15 protein-coding genes are annotated in these 19,093 nt (G+C 67.9%); 10 read left to right on the forward strand and 5 right to left on the reverse strand.

Going from position 1 to position 19,093, the window contains the following annotated elements:
• Positions 1-1,535, reverse strand: a 1,535-nt coding sequence (locus tag ELR45_RS18135; protein WP_165367888.1) for a sugar ABC transporter ATP-binding protein, incomplete at its 3' end; no start/stop codon positions are given.
• A gap of 108 nt (positions 1,536-1,643) precedes the next feature.
• On the opposite strand from ELR45_RS18135, the gene ELR45_RS18140 reads away from it, so the two are divergent.
• Positions 1,644-2,867 (forward strand): ROK family protein, encoded by a 1,224-nt coding sequence (locus ELR45_RS18140; RefSeq protein ID WP_129667650.1) that lies wholly within the window; start codon positions 1,644-1,646, stop codon positions 2,865-2,867.
• A gap of 135 nt (positions 2,868-3,002) precedes the next feature.
• Here the strand turns inward: ELR45_RS18140 and ELR45_RS18145 are convergent, their stop codons facing one another.
• A complete protein-coding gene (locus ELR45_RS18145; protein ID WP_129667651.1) occupies positions 3,003-4,904 on the reverse strand; it encodes a LamG-like jellyroll fold domain-containing protein in 1,902 nt (633 codons plus the stop codon).
• 187 nt (positions 4,905-5,091) lie between these two features.
• On the opposite strand from ELR45_RS18145, the gene ELR45_RS18150 reads away from it, so the two are divergent.
• The 4 genes from ELR45_RS18150 (at position 5,092) to ELR45_RS18165 (ending at position 12,601) form a co-directional block, all read left to right on the forward strand.
• The gene (locus tag ELR45_RS18150) at positions 5,092-6,252 is read left to right on the forward strand and encodes an aminotransferase class V-fold PLP-dependent enzyme (RefSeq protein ID WP_129667652.1); all 1,161 of its coding nucleotides are present in this window, start codon (positions 5,092-5,094) and stop codon (positions 6,250-6,252) included.
• 422 nt (positions 6,253-6,674) lie between these two features.
• Positions 6,675-9,647: a helix-turn-helix transcriptional regulator gene (locus ELR45_RS18155; RefSeq protein WP_129667653.1), complete on the forward strand. Its 2,973-nt coding sequence runs from the start codon at positions 6,675-6,677 to the stop codon at positions 9,645-9,647.
• A 48-nt stretch (positions 9,648-9,695) separates the two neighbouring features.
• Positions 9,696-9,890 (forward strand): hypothetical protein, encoded by a 195-nt coding sequence (locus ELR45_RS18160; RefSeq protein WP_129667654.1) that lies wholly within the window; start codon positions 9,696-9,698, stop codon positions 9,888-9,890.
• Positions 9,891-10,099: 209 nt separating this feature from the next.
• Positions 10,100-12,601, forward strand: a complete 2,502-nt coding sequence (locus ELR45_RS18165; protein WP_129667655.1) for a beta-glucosidase family protein — start codon at positions 10,100-10,102, stop codon at positions 12,599-12,601.
• A gap of 79 nt (positions 12,602-12,680) precedes the next feature.
• Here the strand turns inward: ELR45_RS18165 and ELR45_RS18170 are convergent, their stop codons facing one another.
• Positions 12,681-13,187, reverse strand: a complete 507-nt coding sequence (locus tag ELR45_RS18170) for a CGNR zinc finger domain-containing protein (protein ID WP_129667789.1) — start codon at positions 13,185-13,187, stop codon at positions 12,681-12,683.
• A gap of 104 nt (positions 13,188-13,291) precedes the next feature.
• Between ELR45_RS18170 and ELR45_RS18175 the strand changes: the two genes are divergently transcribed.
• Positions 13,292-13,891, forward strand: coding sequence for a putative glycolipid-binding domain-containing protein (locus ELR45_RS18175; RefSeq protein WP_129667656.1), 600 nt, complete (start codon positions 13,292-13,294; stop codon positions 13,889-13,891).
• A 27-nt stretch (positions 13,892-13,918) separates the two neighbouring features.
• Here the strand turns inward: ELR45_RS18175 and soxR are convergent, their stop codons facing one another.
• The gene (gene soxR, locus ELR45_RS18180; RefSeq protein WP_129667657.1) at positions 13,919-14,374 is read right to left on the reverse strand and encodes a redox-sensitive transcriptional activator SoxR; all 456 of its coding nucleotides are present in this window, start codon (positions 14,372-14,374) and stop codon (positions 13,919-13,921) included.
• A 99-nt stretch (positions 14,375-14,473) separates the two neighbouring features.
• Between soxR and ELR45_RS18185 the strand changes: the two genes are divergently transcribed.
• The 3 genes from ELR45_RS18185 (at position 14,474) to ELR45_RS18195 (ending at position 17,492) form a co-directional block, all read left to right on the forward strand.
• Positions 14,474-15,325, forward strand: coding sequence for an NAD(P)H-binding protein (locus ELR45_RS18185; RefSeq protein ID WP_129667658.1), 852 nt, complete (start codon positions 14,474-14,476; stop codon positions 15,323-15,325).
• A gap of 77 nt (positions 15,326-15,402) precedes the next feature.
• Positions 15,403-15,954, forward strand: coding sequence for a TetR/AcrR family transcriptional regulator (locus ELR45_RS18190; RefSeq protein ID WP_129667790.1), 552 nt, complete (start codon positions 15,403-15,405; stop codon positions 15,952-15,954).
• A gap of 77 nt (positions 15,955-16,031) precedes the next feature.
• Positions 16,032-17,492, forward strand: a complete 1,461-nt coding sequence (locus tag ELR45_RS18195; RefSeq protein WP_205856822.1) for a DHA2 family efflux MFS transporter permease subunit — start codon at positions 16,032-16,034, stop codon at positions 17,490-17,492.
• On the opposite strand, the gene ELR45_RS18200 is transcribed toward ELR45_RS18195, so the two are convergent.
• The gene (locus ELR45_RS18200; RefSeq protein WP_129667659.1) at positions 17,489-18,097 is read right to left on the reverse strand and encodes a winged helix-turn-helix transcriptional regulator; all 609 of its coding nucleotides are present in this window, start codon (positions 18,095-18,097) and stop codon (positions 17,489-17,491) included. The genes ELR45_RS18195 and ELR45_RS18200 overlap by 4 nt on opposite strands.
• A 92-nt stretch (positions 18,098-18,189) precedes the next feature.
• Between ELR45_RS18200 and ELR45_RS18205 the strand changes: the two genes are divergently transcribed.
• Entirely contained in the window at positions 18,190-18,954 is a 765-nt protein-coding gene (locus tag ELR45_RS18205; protein ID WP_129667660.1) for a class I SAM-dependent methyltransferase, read from the forward strand.
• Positions 18,955-19,093: the final 139 nt, after the last annotated feature.

Genomic DNA, 19,093 nt, shown 5'->3' on the forward strand with positions numbered 1-19,093 from the left:
CACGACCCCACCCCGTCGACGTCGTGACCAGTGGCCAGTGCCATCACCTGCTCTTCGGTCGCGCCATGAGGCAGCTCACCGGCGATCCGGCCGTCGGAGAGCACGACGATCCGGTCGGCCATGCCGATCACCTCGGGAAGTTCCGAGGAGATCATCAGGATCGCCACGCCCTGAGCGGCCAGCTCCCGCATGAGGGTGTAGACACGTTCTTTCGCGCCGACGTCGATGCCGCGGGTGGGCTCGTCCAGAACAATCACCTCCGGCTCGGTCGCCAGCCATTTCGCCAGCACCACCTTCTGCTGGTTGCCTCCGGAGAGGAAACGCACCTCCTGGTCATAGCCGCGTGCGACCAGATCCAGCGAGGAGAGGATGCCGGGGACGTTCCCCGCTCGCTGGGCGGCCTGACGAGGGGTCACCGCGTCCAGCACCAATCGGGCGTTCGCTATCACGGACTGGTTCAGTGCCAGCCCTTGAGCCTTGCGGTCTTCGGTGACCAGGGCGAGCCCTGCACGCACAGCTCGTCGAGGCGAGGTGATCCGCACCGGCCGGCCGTCGCCCAGCCGGATCTGGCCGCGCGTGAACCGTTCGACGCCGAACAGCGCGTGCGCCACCTCGGTGCGGCCACTGCCCTGAAGGCCGGCCAGCGCGGCGATCTCTCCAGCCCGCAACTCGAGGTCGATGCCATCGAGCTGATCATTGCCGCCGCCGGTCACCCGCAGCCGGACGTCCCCGGTTACCGTCCCGGGAAGCTTGTCGGGATAGAAGCTCGTGATCGGCCGGCCCACCATCTTGCGGACCAGCTCGTCGGGGGAGATCGTGGCCGTGTCCACTGTGTCGACCAGGGCTCCGTCCTTGAGGATCGTCACCCGGTCGGAGAGGTCGAAGATCTCCTTGAGCCGGTGGGAGACGTAGAGGATCGCCACGCCGCGCTGCCGCAACCGCTGGATCAGGCCGTACAGGAGCTCGACCTCCTCGTCGGAGAGCGCGGCGGTCGGCTCGTCCATCGAGATGATCCGGGCGTCATGCGAGATCGCCTTGACGATCTCCACGATCTGCTGTCCAGCGACGGACAACGACCGCACCGGGCTCCGCGGCACCAGCCAGTCCAGGCCCAGGTCCCGCAGTAACTCCGCGGTGTGAGCGTTCATCTGAGCCGCGTCGACCAGTCCACGGCGGCGCGGTTCGCGCCCCAGGAAAACGTTCTCCGCGATCGTGCGATCCGGCAGCAGGTTGAACTCCTGAAAGACCGTCGACACGCCCGCGTGCTGCGCCTGTAGCGGGTGTTCGAACGCCACGTCGCGCCCATCGAGCTCGATCCGCCCGGCATCCGCCTGGTACACGCCGGCCAGGATCTTCATCAACGTCGACTTGCCGGCGCCGTTCTCTCCGACCAGCGCGTGCACCTCGCCGGGCCGCACGTCCAGGTCGATGCCGTGCAGTACCTGCACGCCGAGGAAAGATTTGTCGATGCCTCGCATATCGAGCACCGGCCGCCCCCTCGTGTCCGTGATCCCTGTGATCGACGCCACACTCATGGCGTGACGCTAGGGCCACTTTTGTATCTACGTCAACCAAAAGTTGCTCATTTGTTACGATTTTCTGAATTTAGTACGTACCGAAGGCGGCTGTGTTTGACTGAGCACATGAGCGAAGACGTGGGCGGCAGCGCGCAGAAGACGCCGTCCGTCGCCATCAACGGAGCGTCACACTACGGCGCCGGTGTCCTGTTCCAGATCCTTCGCGATGGTCGGTACCGCACGCGAGCCGATCTCGCTGCCGAGACCGGCCTGGCCCGTTCAACCATCACGCAGCGAGTAGATGCGCTGCTGACCAGCAAGCTCATCGGGCCGGCGGACAAAGGCACCTCGACCGGCGGCCGGCCACCGACCCGGTTCGCCTTCAACCCGGCGGCCCGCATAGTCCTGGCCGCCGACATCGGCGCGACACACGTGCGGGTGGCCGTCACCGACCTTGCCGGGAGCATCCTGGCCGAGGCTCGGGAGAACATCGCCGTCGACGCGGGACCGGAGGAGGTCCTCGGCTGGGTCGAGACAGCCGGGCGTGGTCTTGTCGCCGAGGCCGGCCGCACCATCGACGAGCTGCTCGGCGTCGGAGTGGGGCTTCCGGGGCCTGTCGAGCACTCCACCGGACGTCCGGTCAACCCGCCGATCATGCCGGGTTGGGACGGCTTCGATGTCCAGGGCTACCTGCAGGAGCGTTTCGGGACCATCACCCTGGCCGACAACGACGTGAACATCATGGCCTTGGGCGAGCACTTCATCCACTGGAGGAACGCACCGCACCTGATGTTCATCAAGGTCGCCACCGGCATCGGTTGCGGTCTGATCAGCGACCATCGGCTCCATCGGGGAGCGCAGGGTGCGGCCGGCGACCTAGGCCACGTCCAGCTGCCGCGCGGCTCCGATGTGCCGTGCCGCTGCGGTAACACCGGATGCCTCGAAGCCGTGGCCAGCGGAGCCGCCATCGCCGCCCAGCTGCGGGAACAGGGCATAGACGCGAATACCAGCCGCGACGTGGTGGCCTTGGCCCGGCAGGGGTCAGTGGAGGCGCTCCGGTTGATCCGGCAGGCAGGCCGCGACCTCGGCGATGTTCTCGCAGCAGCGGTGAGCCTGTTCAACCCGTCGGTCGTCGTCATCGGCGGGTCGCTCGCTCAAGCCGGCGACCATCTGATAGCCGGCGTGCGGGAGGTGGTCTATCGCCGATCCCTTCCGCTGGCCACCCAGCACCTGCGCATCGTCCAAGCGGAGACCGATGACAACGACGGCATCATCGGTGCAGCCGTGATGGTGATCGACCACGCGCTGTCCGCGGCTCAGGTCGACAAGCTTGTCGCCCCCGCTCGGTGAGCGCGTGACCGACCGCCGCGGCGCCCGCTGATGCTGCAATCCGTGTCGGATGACAGTTTCTGTACCGCGATGAGCCCGAATCGGGTCCTGTCACGACACGAATTGCAGCATCCGACACGAATTGCAGCACGGGCACTAGCGGGAGGTGAGGAAGTCGGACGGGTCCAGCGCGGCGTTACTGATCCGGACATCACCGATCCAGCCGTAGAAGCCCTGGCCGAACCGCTGGCCCGAGCCGTCATCCGAGCCAGTGGCGCCAAGCGTGAACGGCTTGCCCAGCGTGGCGATGCCGTGCGCCGGCTGCGCCGGATTCCGCGCGATCGGTGACCCGTCCACCCATACGACACCCCGCTCGCCGTCGTTCACCACGGCGACGTGGAACCAGCGGCCGGTGGGGATGGTGTGACTCCACGATGTCGGCGAGGCGTCCTGCACGTGCGGGTACAGAACGAACTGGAGGAACCGCTCCGGTGACACGTTCAGGCTGCACACCGACTCGTCCCGCGAGTAGCCCGCGGTCTTGCCCGCATCGCCCGCTCTCCCCTGCCAGCTCAGGATGCCCATCCAGGCGTGGTCGCCCTCGAACGGCTCCGGCAGTTTGACGAACGCTTCGATCGTGTAGCCGTCGAGGAACGTCTCGCTGTTCACCGGAGCATCGGCGACCGCTTCCAGGATGGCGCCGCGATCAGGGCCCTTCCCGCCGTCGAAGCGGAGGCTGGCATGCGCCGGCGAGTCGCGGTGGTGGTCCGACGAATGCGTGAGCACGCCTTCACCGCTGTCATGCAGCCGGCGCACCACCAGGTCGTTCCCGTTCCGGGTGAGGTCCCGGGCCACCAGGCCGTCGGCGACGGCGGCACCGTCGCGTGGTGCCCGGCGGAGACCGGCGGCGTCGAAACGCCAGTACGCGACCGTGTCGGCTCGGGTGACCCGGCGCGGCGGCAACGACGACGGCGGGTCGACCGGTGCGAAGCCGGCGAACCGCGCCTCGGCGTCCAGCGCCAGGCTGAACCGGTCGACGTCGTCGGTGAGCTCGATCACCTCGGCCCCGAGCGGCGGCCGGTCAGCGGCATCCCGGGTGAGGAACCACGGCGCGAACGTCTCCACGTCGATCGTGTTGCGCACCAGGTCGAACTGGTACAGGCGGATCATTCCCGCCCCGCCGTAGTAACGGTCCTGGTAGTTGGTGATGTGCACGTGCACGTCGTTGCCCGCGTCGTTGGTCAGCACCGTCCGCCCGGGCGGCCAGTAGTGTCCGCCGAGCGCCAGGAAGATCTGATCGTTGCCGCGGATCAGCCCGTCCCACAACCGCTGCCCGTGGGACGAGAGGGACGCCTCGCCGTCGGCATCGGCGTGCGCGAGGTCATGGGTCGTCAGGATCGCCGGCAGCCTGGAATGCTCGTCGATGACCCCCTGCGCCCAGGCGAGGCCGCCGTCGGAGATACGCCAGTCGATCGCCAGCACCAGCCAGTCGCGTCCGGCGGCATGGATGACGTGGTAACTGTTGTAGCCGTCCGGCGACGCTCCCCCGAACGTCTCGCTGTCACTGAACCGCTGCGGACCGAAGGCCTGCAGGTACGCGGTGTCCCCGCGCTGATCGTCGGAGGACACGTCGTGGTTCCCGGCCAGCACGCTGAACGGCACCACTCCGTCGAGAGCGGTGAAGGTCTGGTCGGCCAGCTCGATCTCCTCGGCGGTCCCGTGCTCGGTGATGTCGCCGAGATGCGTCATGAAGGCGACGTTGGCCAGGCCACGCTGTTCCGCCAGGTAACGGAACGTTTCGGCGATCGGTTCGGGATCGGACCGGTCCTCGTCGAACAGGTACTGGGTGTCGGGCATCACGGCGATGGAGAAGCGCGGGCTTTCCGGATCGAACGCAGCCGGATCGGATGGCATGACCGGCGCCGCGTGTGCTGTCTGCTCACCGGAGGTGACCGACGACAGCAGGCTGGGGGCCGCGACGGCCGCGGGAGCGGCCAGGGCTGAAAGCAGCAGCCTTCGCCGGGCGAACGGGCTGGAAACGTAGGGAACGTCGGACACGGGAGGACCTCCTGGGACGGCGCGATCGCCCTTATCCGATCAAGCCCAGGTGGACCGTCGATGACCGTTCAATGACGGTATGTCGCACTCTGCCGGAACACGCCCACCCCCGAACGCGGCACTGCGCGGGCACGTAGGCTACGGCACGGGAGCACGTCCAGACGTGGAAGGTGGATGCGACGCGACGATGATCGACGTAGAGAAGGTCCGTTCAGCGACGCCCGGATGCGGGCATGTGATCCATCTGAACAACGCGGGCTCCGCGCTGCCGCCGCAACCGGTCGTCGACGCCGTGACGAAGCACCTCCAGCTGGAGGCCACCATCGGCGGTTATGAGGCCTACGAGCGGGCCGAAGCGGACATCCAGCGGTTCTACCCGGCCGTGGCCTCTCTCATCGGCGCCAAGCCGGATGAGATCGCCTACGTCGAGAACGCTACCCGGGCCTGGGACCTGGCCTTCTATTCGATCCCGTTTCAGCGAGGGGACCGGATCCTCACCACCACGAGCGAGTACTCGAGCAACGGCATCGCGTTCCAGCAGGTCGCCCACCGCCATGGTGTCCGGGTCGACGTGCTGCCCGACGACGAACATGGCCAGCTGGCGGTCGACGCACTCGCCGCCGAGCTCGACCGGGGCGGTGTCCGGCTCGTGGCCGTCAACCACGTGCCCACGCACAACGGATTGGTCAACCCTGCGCGCGAGATCGGCCGGCTCTGCCGCAACGCCGGCGTGCTGTTCCTGCTCGACGCCTGCCAGTCGGTGGGACAGCTCACTGTCGACGTCGGCGAGATCGGCTGCGACATGCTCTCCTCCACGGGGCGCAAATTCCTCCGCGGCCCGCGCGGCACCGGCTTCCTGTACGTGCGCCGCGACGTCGTCGGCGATCTGGAACCACCAGTGCTCGACCTGGAGTCCGCGACCTGGACCTCGCCGGACACCTATCAGGTCCGCGGCGATGCCCGCCGTTTCGAGACCTTCGAACGGTATGTCGCCGGGCAGATCGGCCTGGGCGTCGCCATCGACTACGCCGCGGCGCTCGGGATGGAGGCGATCGAGCGGCGGGTGGTGCACCTCGCGGACAGGCTGCGGGAGCGGCTCGCGGCCACACCCGGCGTCACAGTCCGCGACCGCGGAGCGGAGAAGTGCGGTATCACCACGTTCACGGTCGACGGCAGGGAACCAGCTGAGATCCGTGACGCCCTTCGCAGCAGTGGCATCAACGTCAGCATCACGCACGGCACCGAGCTCTACGACCGGAACGCCCTTCCCCGCGCGGTCCGCGCATCCGTGCACTACTACAACACCGAGGACGAACTCGACCAACTGGTCAACGCACTGGCCGCGTAGGCGCCAGCACCACCTACGAACCATCGGCCAGGACACGGACGGCGATCTCGCGTCACATGCTGCGGACCCCGCAACCGTGCTAATCCATATGTGCCGACGGCAATAGCCCGACGAAGTGGACCCCGCAGCCAGTACGGACGTCTGGTGGGCGGGGTCTCGCGCTGTCAGAGATGGATGACGGTGACGAACTCAGCGACCGCTTCTCGCCACTGACGCCCCTCGAACGTGTTCTTGACGTGCCCTAAGTCAGCGCAAAGCCCCGGCGCCTGGCCATCCGGCGGAAGGCCACGCCTGACAGGCCGTAGGCGATCCCTACGGTAAGCTCCCGGACAGGCCCTGAAGAGCGCGTGCAGCGAAGCAGGCTCGTGGGTGAATACGGTCCGCGACCGGCGCGGACCCGGAAGAGTGGGCCGCGTGGCGGTATGACTGACGGCTTAGGACTGGTCTCCCCCGCACTGGTGGGGCGTGCTGAGGAGCTTCGTCGTGCCGTGGCAGCGGTCGCCGAACCGCCGGCTCTGGTGATCGTGGACGGCGAGGCCGGGATCGGCAAGACGCGGCTGATCTCCGACCTGACCGCGCAGCCGCAGGTCGCGCATTGCCGGGTGCTCGTGGGGCCGTGTCACCGCATCCGGGAGTCGTTCCCCCTCGGGCCGGTGATCGAGGCGTTGCGTGACCTGCAAGACGATCTCGCGGATATTCCGCTGTCGGCCGTGACCGGGGCGCTGCGGCCGTTACTTCCTGAGCTCGAAGAAGCGCTTCCCCCAGCTCCGGAACCGTTGGGCGATCGGGTCGCGGAGCGGCATCGCGTCTTCCGCGGCATCGTGGAGGTCCTCCGCTCGCTGGGGCCGGCCATCCTGGTCCTGGAAGACCTGCACTGGGCCGATCAACAGACCGCCGACTTCGTCGGATACCTCCTCGCCGAGGCCCCACCCGAGCTTGCGCTGGTGCTCACCTTCCGGCACGACGACGTGGACCCTGGTGTCCGCGCGCTGGTGGCGACCCCACCGCCTGCTGTGCGTCGCACGGACATCGCGCTGGCCCCGCTGGACGTCGAACAGACCGGCGCGCTAGCCGCCTCGATCATGGACCTCGACCGCGTCTCCGACGAGTTCGCAGCGTACCTGAGGGAGCGCACGTCGGGGGTTCCGTTCGCCATTGAGGAGCTCCTCGCCCTGCTGCGGGCACGCGGCACCCTAGTGCGCCGCGGTGGCGGCTGGGCACGCCGCGCCCTGGATGAGCTCGATGTCCCGACGAAGATCCGCGACTCTGTGCTGGAACGCGTCGCGCAGCTCGGGAGCGAGGCCGGCCCCGCGATCGAGGCCGCAGCCGTGCTTCAGGTGCCGGTACCGTCGCCGTTACTGGTCGAGACGGCGCTGTCCACAGAGGATGCGGTCTGGGTCGGCATCGAGGAAGTGCTCACGTCGGGGTTGCTGACCGAGCATGACGACGTCGTCGGGTTCCGCCATCCGCTGTCCGCCCAGGCGGTCTACGAGAACATCCCGGCACATCGACGACGCCTGCTACACGGGCGGGCGGCCACCGCGTTGCAAGCGGCCGAGCCCGTAGCACTAGGACAGGTGGCGCATCACCTGCGGTATGCGGGACGGCTGGAGGAATGGGTGACAGCCGGCGAACGCGCTGCCGACCAAGCCATCACGCTGAGCAACGATGCCGAAGCGGCCAGAATCCTGGAGGATGTGCTGCGGCACGCCCCGATGGCGTCCGACCGCCGAGGTCGGCTGGCGGTCAAGCTCGGGCAGGCCGCCGTCGAGGCGCTGCGCGCCCAGGACGTCGTCGACCTGCTCAGCGACATCCTCGAAGAGGATCTGCCCGCTCCGATCCGGGGCGAGCTGAGGTTCCTGCTCGGCACCATCCTGCACGACGCAGGCGTAGACCTTGTCCGCGCTCACCGGCTCATCGTCACGGCGATCGAGGACCTTGACCATAGGCCGGACATGAAGGCCTGGGCCATGGTCGTCCTCGGCATCCCGATGACCGGAGACCGGGCCCCCGAGGAGCACCAGGAATGGCTGAAGCGGGCGCTCACCGTCATACCGGAGATCGACGACCCGGTCTTCCAAGTCTTCCTCCTCGGCAAGGTCGCCATGGTGCAGATCCCGATGGGTGACCCCGCCTGGCGGTCCCAGGCTCGGCGGGTCGAGAAGCAGACCGGCGGTGCGCCCCGGCAGCGTCGGGAGATCAATGCCTATTGGTCGATGGGCAGCGAGGCCAGCTACTCCGGGCACCACGAGGCGGCAGACCGGATGCTGACCGCCGGACTCGACGCGGCAGACGGGGAGCGCGTCGAGATGCGGTTGGAGCGCAGCCTGCGATCCGGCAAGGTCCTGCTGCGATATCTCCGGGGCACGTGGGACGGGCTGGCAGACGAGGCCGCGGAACTGATCGACGAGCTCGCCGGCCACCCACGCGCACGCATCAACGCGGAGGCGGTGGCCGCGTGCTTGCAGCTCGCCCAGGGTGAGCTCGATGCCGCACACGACTCGCTCACCGCCCTGACCGAGGTCATCGACGAGCTCGGGGCCGTCGACCTACTGCCGATCCCCACGACGGCATCGCTGCGGATGGCCACGGCGCGGGGCGACACCGAGTATGCGATGGATCTCGCCGACCGGTTCCTGCGCGCAGTCGAGTCCAAAGGGGTCCTGGCACCCGCGGCCCGGACGCTGCCCTACATCACCAATGCGATGGTGACCGGCGGAGCGACGGCGCAGGCGCGATCACTGCTCGACCACTACACCGAGAAGGTGGCGGACCTGGACGCGCCGCTTGCTCCGCCGGCATTGGAGCACGCCCGCGGCTACCTTCGGATGGCGGATGGCCACGCCGAGCAAGCCGCCGGGCACTTCGCCGCGGCTGCGATGCTGTACGAACCGCTGCCATCCGGGTACGAGGCGGCGCAGGCCCGCGAGCTGGCGGCGATGTCGATGCTCGCGCTGCCGGGAGAGCATCACAACGCGGGATCCGCTGACGACGACCCCGAAGGAGAAGCCGGACCCGCGGCCGGATACCCGGCCCAGCCGTACCGGGTGCTGTTGTCGGCGCTGTCCACCTATCGCGAGCTGGGTGCGGACTGGGACGCTGGGCGTGTCACCCAGGCCGCCCGTCGGCACGGTCTCTCCGTACCCGCCCGGTACCGGGGCGGGCGTCGAGGCTACGGCTCCGAGCTGTCGCCGCGGGAGCGGGAGGTAGCCCGGCTGGCCGCGCTCGGCCGATCCAACCGGGAGATCGCGGCGGAGCTGTACATCTCTGTGAACACCGTGATTCGTCACATCACCGCCGCGTTACGCAAGCTCGACGTGCGTTCCCGGGCCGCCATCGCGCACCGGCTCCGCGAGGCCGACCTGCCCGATCAGAACAGTGCCGACCAAAATTGACGGGAATTGGTCATGGTCTCCGCTCCGGACTTCGGGGACGCTGATCACATGGATGACAGCCACGGCTCCCATCCCGTTTCGGCCGATGCCGGCGAGGACCCGCACGATGAATGGGCGCCAGGCCGGGCAGATCCGGAAGCTCCGGATGACGTGGTGCCCGGCCGCATCGATGACGAGCCGGAGATCGAGTCGCCGGGCGGTTCGGAGCCGCCCACGGAGGAAGACGGCTGGCATCCGGTGTGAACGTCGGGCCTGGGCCCATCGCGCACGAGCCGTCGTGTGTGTCACATGACCACGAAAAAGCGGCTGCCGTTCGCTCCTACGCGATAAGCTGCTGGTACATGGACCGGTGCCGCTAGCGCCCCTTCGCCTGCCACTGAAGCTCGGACGACGGGACTCCACAGGCCTCTTCGGCCGCCCGGGGCTGAGATCCGTGCGATCCGGAGGATGATATGACCCATCATGAGGATCAGCAGCTGAGTCTCCTCGTCGACCAGCTCACGCTGGAGGAGAAAGTCGAGCTGCTGACCGGTCGCGATCTCTGGTCCACGACACCGATCGAGAAGATCGGCCTTCGGCACATCCTCATGTCGGACGGTCCCAGCGGTGTCCGCGGTGAAACCTGGGACGAGCGGGATCCGTCACTGAACCTACCCTCCGCCACGGCGCTCTCCTCGTCGTGGGATCTTGAGATCGCCCGTCGTTACGGCGCTGTCTGTGCGACGGAAGCACGACGAAAAGGCGTCGACGTCGTTCTCGGGCCCACGATCAACCTGCATCGCTCCCCGCTGGGTGGCCGCCACTTCGAGGCGTTCAGCGAGGATCCGCTGCTCACCGCCGACCTCGCCGCCGCGTACGTGACCGGTCTACAGGAGAACGGGGTCGCCGCGACGCTCAAGCACTACGTCTGCAACGACTTCGAGACGGACCGGTTCACGGTCAATGTCGAGGTCGACGAGCGCACCCTGCGCGAGGTGTACTTGTTCGCCTTCGAGAAGGCCGTCGCGCAGGCCCGCGCCTGGCTGGTGATGAGCGCGTACAACGCGGTCAACGGCCCGACCCTCACCGAGAGCACGCTGCTCTCCACTCCGTTGAAGGACGAGTGGGGGTTCGACGGTGTCGTGGTCAGCGATTGGACGGCCGTCCGGTCGCTGGAGAGCGCCCGGTACGCGCAGGATCTGGTGATGCCGGGACCGAAGGGGCCCTGGGGAGACGCGCTCGTCTCGGCGGTCCACCACGACGAGATCGACGAGCTGACCGTCGACCGCAAGGTCCACCGGCTGCTGCGCCTCGCCGCCCGGGTCGGCGCTCTCGACGGATTCGACCGGCGGCGCACCGCCCTCGAACCATCCGCATCGGGGACGGATCCGGGAAAGGTGGCACCGTCCGGGCACAGGTACGCCGAGGATGGCGTCGCCTTCGCCCGAGAGGCCGCCACGGCGGGCTCCGTTCTCGTCCGCAACGAGGGCGAGCTGCCCTGGTCCCCCGGCGACGTCTCCAGAATCGCGGTGATCGGCCACAACGCCAAGTTCGCCCGCACTCAGGGCGGCGGCAGTGCCACCGTCATCCCGGCCCGGACCGTCTCGCCGCTCGAAGGGGTCCGCGCGGCTTTCCCGGACGCGGAGGTCACCTACTCGGTCGGGGCGATCGTGCAGGAAGGTGTCGCCGAACTTCCGATCGATCGGCTGACGAACCCGGCCACCTCGAAGCCCGGCCTGCGCGCCCGCTTCCTCGACGGCTCCGGTATCGAGATCGCGGTCGAGGACCGTCGTTCCACGGCCTTGGTGTGGTTCGGCGGCACCGCGCCGATCGCCGAGTCCGCCCGGTTGGAGCTGTCCACCTGGTACGCGCCCGAGACGACCGGCACCATCAGGCTGGGGTTCGCCGCCGTCGGTACTGCGCGGATCGTCGTCGACGGCGAGTGTGTGCTCGACGGTACGCTCGAGCCGGACAGTGACGACCTCGCGTCGCAGCTGCTCTCGCCGCCGTCGATGTCGGCGGAGATCGCCGTCACCGAAGGCGTGCCGATCGAGATCCGGGCCGAGTACGAACTCGCCGACCGGCCCGGGGCGTTGGCCCGCTCGCTCGCGTTCACGCTGGGCATCGAGCCCCACGTCGCCGACCCTGCACAGCTGATCGCGGCGGCCTCCGGTGCCGCACGGGCCGCGGATGTCGCTGTCGTGGTGGTCGGCACCAATGACAAAGTCGAGTCCGAGGGATACGACCGCGGCTCCCTCGACCTGCCCGGGCGCCAGGACGACTTGGTGCGGGCGGTCACCGCCGCCAACCCTCGCACTGTGGTCATCGTCAACTCCGGCTCCCCGGTCTTGATGCCGTGGCGGGATGAGGTCGCGGCCATCCTCGTCTCCTACTTCGGTGGTCAGGAGTTCGGACACGCCCTGGCGGACATCCTCTCCGGCCGGGCCGAGCCGGGTGGCCGTCTGCCCACCACCTGGCCGGGCACGCTCGACGACGTTCCCGTGCTGGACGTCACGCCGGTGGACGGCGTGGTCCGGTATGACGAGGGCATCCACGTCGGCTACCGCGCGTGGCTACGCACCGGCGCCAAGCCCGCGTACCCGTTCGGTCACGGCCTCGGCTACACCAACTGGGAGCTGTCGCGGGTTTCCGCGGACACGACGGTCGATCCTGACGGCACGGTCACGGTATCCGCCACTCTCACCAACACGGGGCGGCGCGCGGGCAAGCACATCGTGCAGGTCTACGCCGAGCGCGCCTCGTCGTCGGTGGACCGGCCGGTGAGGTGGCTCGTCGGCCACGCGCCGGTATGGGCAGAGCCGGGCCAGACGGCGCGGGTGACGATTCCCTTCCCGGCACGGGCGTTCGCCCACTGGGACGGCGGGTGGCGCTTCGAACCCGGCGTGTTCACACTCCGTGTCGGTTCTTCCGTACAGAATCTCCCAGGCGAGGCCACGGTCAACCTCCTGTCCTGATCCCGCACCCGTGGCCCATTGCCGGCTATGACGCGGCTCGCGGCGCCAGAGCGGCGGCTCCAGCGCCCCCGCGTTCCCGTCAGCCGCCCTGGGTACGGTCGCGATATGCGCGCACCTTGGCGATGCTGCCGCACGAGCGCCCATCCGGGCCACCGGCCGTCATCAGGCACCATCGCTTGCTGCCGTTGCGGGTGTGATCGTAAAAGGCCCAGCGGCAGTCCGGGCATGCCTTGAGCCTGGACCACTGGCCCGATGCGATCGCGGTCAGGACGGTGACCAGTAGCTCGCCCGCGGGGCCGGCCTGATGCCGGAACCCGAGACGGCCCTCCTCGACGCTCGGACGCACGTCCAATCGGTCGACCCAGGCGTTGAGGCCGGCGTCGGCCGTGTCCGGGCCTTCCACGACGCTGCGGAGATCATCGCGTAGCCGTCGGACGACATCATGCTGGCGCTCGGGAAGTTCACACCGCTCGGCATATGACTCGAAACGGTCCTCAGCGACCCGCGTGTCATTGGGGATCAGCCAGCTGTTGAGCAACGTGCGCACGTCCTCCAGCGACCCCGGCGCTTCCTGGCCAGTCAACATGTTAACCACCGAATTATTTTATCGGTTGCGTAGCTTCGACGCATGCTGTTAACTGGCAATTGCGTTAATCGGTTACAATCACCATCCCATCGAGGAGGCAGACCATGAACCGGGAGATCGTATGGACTCCGACCCGGTGGCCGGGTTGCGAACATCTGCACGTGCGCAGCGAGGGCACGGAAGTGACCGCCCACGGGATGATCATCGCCGTGCTGGATAAGACGCCGTTGCGCGTGTCATACGAGATCACCTGCGACGATGCATGGCGCACCCGGCGGCTGGCCATCGGCCTCCATCGCGGCCCGACGACGACGCTGACTCGGCACGACGACGGCCGCTGGCACGAGTCGGACGGCACGGTCCGAGCCGACTTGGCCGGATGCATCGACGTGGACATCGCCCTCACGCCGTTCACCAACACGCTGCCGATCCGCCGTCTCCAGCTCAAGCCCGGAGAGTCCGCCGATCTCCGTGCCGTCTACATTCAGTTCGAGCCGACGCTCACGGTCGCCACATCCGATCAGCGCTACACCCGGCTGGCAACGGAGGCGGGAGCCATCTATCGCTACCAGTCCGGCACATTCACTGCCGACCTCGAGGTCGATACTGACGGCATCGTGACCGAATACCCCGGCCTCTGGGATCGCGCGCTCGCGCCGGACGCCGATGGGCGCGACGCCGCGGGCGAATTCTCCGGCGACTGAGTGGCTGCGAGCCCAGCGGCAAGGACACTAGCCCGGGATCAGCCGACGTGGACCCGGCCCCTGTTTGCCCAGCTTGTCACCTGGGTTGATGAGCGCGCACTGGTCGAAGGAAAGACAGCCGCAGCCGATGCACTCGGTGAACAGATCCCGCATCCGCTCCATCTGCTTGATCCGAGCGTTGAGCATGTCCTTCCAGCACGCCGACGCCCGCTCCCAGAACTCCTGAGTAGGCGCGGTGTCCGCCGGGAGGAACTCAAGCACGCCCCCGATGTCCGACAGCGGAATGCCGACATTCTGCGACGCCCGGATGAAGGCGACCTGGCGCAGCGTCGCCCTCGAGTACCGGCGCTGGTTTCCTGAGGTCCGGCGGCTGCGGATGAGTCCCTGCCGTTCATAGAAGCGCAGCGCCGAAGCCGGGACGCCGCTACGGTCCGCCAGTTCGCCAATGGTCAATGCGTCCGCGTCCGGGCTCAGAGATGTCATGGCCGCCACATTACTTGACTTAAACCAATGTTTAAGTTCGAGCATGGTCATGCGGGCCCAGATGGGCCCGGTGATCCGTCGCATGAATGGAGAAAGCTCATGTCTCAGTCCGGAACCATCCTCGTCACCGGCGCGACCGGCAACGTCGGCCGCCACGTCGTCGCCGAGCTGCTGGACGCCGGCACCGACGTCCGAGTGATGACCCGCAACCCCGACACGGCACGGTTCCCGGCGGGCGTCGAGGTTGTCCGTGGAGACATGACCGAACCGGACACACTCGGCACGGCGTTCGAAGGGGTGGACGCGGTCTTCCTGCTCTGGCCGCACTTCTCGGCCGACGGCGCGCCAGCCGTCGTGGACGCGATCGCCAAGCATGCCCGGAGGATCGTGTACCTGTCCGCGATGGCCGGAGGCGACGGCGCCCGGCCCGACGGTTTCTGGGGTGAGGTCGAGGTCCTGATCGAACGGTCGGGCCTGGAGTGGACCTTCATCCGAGCCGGCGGGTTCGCCACCAACCTCCTCGGCTGGGCGGAGGCGATCCGCACCGACGGCGTCGTCCGGTGGCCGTACGGCGAGGCGGGCCGGTCGCTCATCCACGAGGCCGACATCGCCGCCGTCTCGGTCAAGGCCTTGCTGGAAGACCGGCATGTCGGTGCGGCCTATGCGCTGACCGGCCCGGAGGTCGTCACCCAGGCGGAACAGGTCCGGATCATCGGCGAGGCGATCGGCCGCGAGGTGCGCTGGGAGGAACTGTCACCGGAGGAGGCCCGCATGCAGCTCCTCGCCGAGTGGGGTGACGAGGGCTACGTAGAGATGGCGCTGAGCGCGTGGGCGAACATGGTCGACAACCCGGAGCCGGTGACCTACACGGTCGAGGAGGTCACCGGCACACCCGCGCGAACGTTCCGGCAGTGGGCGATCGACCACGCCGCCGCCTTCCGCCCTCGCTGAGCCTCGACAGCTAGACGGCGTTGACAAAGTTAGTTATTGAGCAATAACTTTCTGGTGTGGCCAAAGAAAGCATGCGGATGAGCGCTGAGGAACGTCGTGAACGCGTCGTTCAAGCAGCCATCACAGAGTTCGCCAGGGGAGGTTACGCCAGCACGTCCACGGCCGCGATCGCGCAGCGCGTCGGCGTCTCACAGCCGTATCTCTTCCGACTCTTCCCAGACAAGAGAGCGATGTTCCTGGCCGCGGCCCGGCGCTGCACCGACGAGATTCGAGAGCGTTTCGCGGAGGTGAGCGACGGGCTACCTCCTAAGGAAGCCCACGACGCCATGACGGGCGCCTACTCCGACCTCATCGCCGACCGCAGCCGGCTGCTGTTCCAGATGCAGATGTACGTCGCCGCCGCCAACGCCCAGGAGACCGGCGACGCCGACTTCGCCACGGAGATCCGCGCCGCCTGGGCGGACCTCTGGGACCTGGCGCATCGTCGCCTCGGCGGGGACGACGAGACGAACGAATTCATGGGCACCGGCATGCTCATCAACGTCCTTCTCGCCATGGGCTTCCCGGCGGATCACCGCGTCTGGAAAGCCTGTGACCTGAGCCGTAAACACGCGCCCAGCGCTGACTGAAGCCTGAGCCACACGCCGAACACCTGACTCCTCATACACGCAGAAGTTATTGATCGATCACTATCTAAGGAGCGGCTGTGTCCACCAGAGAGACATCACGTACGACGAGTTCTCCCGCCAACATCGCCTGGACGCTCATCCTCACCAGCGCCGCCACTTTCATGGCCGCCCTCGACAACCTCGTGGTCACGACTGCATTGCCGGTGATCCGCGACGACCTGGACGGAAGCCTGGCAGATCTGGAGTGGGTCGTGAACGGCTATACGCTGCCGTTCGCCTGCTTGCTCTTGCTCGCCGCGGCGCTCGGCGACCGGTTCGGCCGACGGCGGATCTTCGCCGGTGGCGTCGTCCTGTTCACCGCCGCATCCGCCTGGGCAGCCCTCGCCACCAGCACCGACTCACTCATCGCAGCTCGCGCCGCACAGGGCGCGGGAGCAGCGGCACTCATGCCTTTGAGCCTGACCCTGATATCCGCCGCGGTCCCGGCCGCCCGCCGGGGCATGGCCTTCGGGATCTGGGGGGCGGTCAACGGTCTCGCCATCGCCAGCGGTCCGCTGGTCGGTGGAACCATCACCGAACACATCTCCTGGCACTGGATCTTCTGGCTGAACGTGCCGCTCGGCATCGTCTTGGTCCCGCTCGCCCTGACCCGGCTCACCGAGAGCCACGGCGCCAACAACCGCCTCGACCTGGTCGGCACCGTCCTGGCCAGCTCCGGCCTCTTCGGCGTGGTGCTCGCCATCGTCCGCGCCCACGAACACGGCTGGACTTCCGGCTCCGTGCTCACCGACTTCACCCTCGGCACGGTTCTGCTGGCGGCGTTCGTCCGTTGGGAGCTACGCACCCCGGCGCCCATGCTGCCCATGCGCTTCTTCCGCTCCCCCACGTTCACCGCCATCAATGCCGCAGGACTGCTGATGTTTCTGGGGGCATTCGGTTCGATCTTCCTGCTCACCCAGTTCCTCCAGTTCATCCAGGGATACTCGCCCCAGGAGGCCGGACTGCGCATGCTGCCGTGGACGGCGATGCCTATGGTCATCGCGCCCATCGCCGGCGCTCTCTCCGACCGCATCGGCGGCCGGCCGATCGTCACGTCCGGCTTTCTCGTGATGGCAGCCGGGCTCGGCTGGTTCGCGGTGATCGCCGAGCCGGATGTGAGCTACCTCAGCCAGGTCCCCGCGCTCGTGCTGTGCGGCATCGGCATGGCCATGTTCTTCGCACCCGCCAGTGCGATGTTGATGGGTTCGGTGAGTCCGGACGAGCAGGGGATCGCCTCCGGCGTGAACAATGCGCTCCGGGAGGTCGGCGGCGCCCTCGGCGTCGCCGTGCTGGCGTCGGTCTTCGCCACCCGGGGCGGCTACGAGACGCCGGCGGCGTTCACCGACGGCCTCACCCCGGCCCTGTGGGTCGGCACATCCAGCCTCGTTGCGGCCGCGATCGCCATGACCGCGCTCCGGCGTGGACGCCGACGGCACGCAGCCGGCGCTGCACTCACGGATGACCGGCAGGACGGGGTGCCAGCGCAGGTCACCTCCTAGAGCGCGGGCGCTCGCGCCCCGCCCTCACCACCCTCACCCGTGGCGTCGTCGCTACCCTCACCGTCGCCGGTGGCATCCTCGCCCGTGGTGTCGTCGCGGAGACGCGCGCTCCGAGCGGCGATCACTGGACCGATGACCATCGTGCCCGGCCCCACCTTCCCGCCGGGGCCGGGCAGCTGGTCGGTGTTGTCCACCGTCAGCCGCTCACCACAATGTCCGCACGCAGGCTCCATCCTGGTGTCCTGCCCACACGTGAGGTGATGAATGCGGACCGGTGCCCCACTGGAGCCGGCGTACCACCGGTCCCCCCAGTTCACCAGCGCGAGCAGCACCGGATAGAGGTCCTTTCCCTTCTCCGTGGGGCGGTAGTCCTCTCTCGGCGGATGCTCCTGGTAGCGGGTTCGGGCCAGCACATCCTCATCGACCAGCCGGGACAACCTGGCCGCGAGCACCTTCCGCGACAACCCCAGATCTCGGGCGATGTCATCGAAACGCGTCACACCGGCCATGACGTCACGGAGGATCAGCACGGTCCAGGCGTCACCGAGCAGATCGACCGACCGTGCGATGGAGCAGGCCACGTCTGCCAATGGAGTCCTGATCACATCTGGGAGGCTACCCCAAGTTCCTTGGAGGAACCATGAGTGATAGGTTCCTTCAAGGAACTGAAGATGACGCCGACTAAGGTGATGCGCCCATGCCCTCCCTGCACATCGAACTGGACTCCGACGCGGAAGACACGATCGACGGCCGCCAGGTCCGGGCAGCGTCGTTCCAACACGTGCGGCTCGAATACGTCGAGCGCACGATCTCCGCGCTCGGACTCGCACAGCGTCGTCGCACACTCGTCGTCGGCAGCGGGCGTGGATTGCTCGCCCATGGCCTCGCCGCCTTGGGACACGAGGTGACCGCGATCGACCCCTCCCCCGCGGCGACTGCGATCGCCACCACAGAGGCAGAGCGCAGCGGCATCGAGGTGGACCATCGGACCGCACCCGCGGAGAACCTCGGACTGGGCGACCAGCGGTTCGATATCGCCTTCTATGCCGACACGTTCGAGATCACATCCGATCTCGAACGCGTCGTCAGCGAAGCCTCCCGTGCCCTGGCACCAGGCGGCTTGCTGATCTATGACACTGTCAATCGCACCGTGCCTGCGAAGATCACCTACCTCGGAGTCTTCCAGACGCTGCCGATGACCCGATTCATGCCGCGCCGTCGCTACTCCGCCGACCGGCTGCGAACACCGGCCGAGATGAGCGACGCGCTGGCGCGTCAGGGCCTGACCAACCGTGAGATCTGCGCGTTCGTGCCCAGGTCTGTACGCGGATTGGCGAAGGCGGTACTCGCGCGTCGCCACGGCAGAATCACCGATGACGAGATCCCGCCGATCGTCGACTTCGCACTGGCCCCCGGAAAGAAGTCAGTCGTCACCTACTTCGGACATGCAGTCAAGGCGTGAGCCGCACCCGGCGCCCGGGTGACGGCAGGAGCTCCGTCGGCCTGCGTTCCTGAATTCCGGCAGGCGCCTCGGAAGCGTCTGAGACGCCAGCCGGACGATCGACCCGCTGACATCCGCGAGGCCACGCGAATCGAGATTC

The organism is Phytoactinopolyspora endophytica (assembly GCF_004138495.1).
Lineage (GTDB): Bacteria > Actinomycetota > Actinomycetes > Jiangellales > Jiangellaceae > Phytoactinopolyspora > Phytoactinopolyspora endophytica.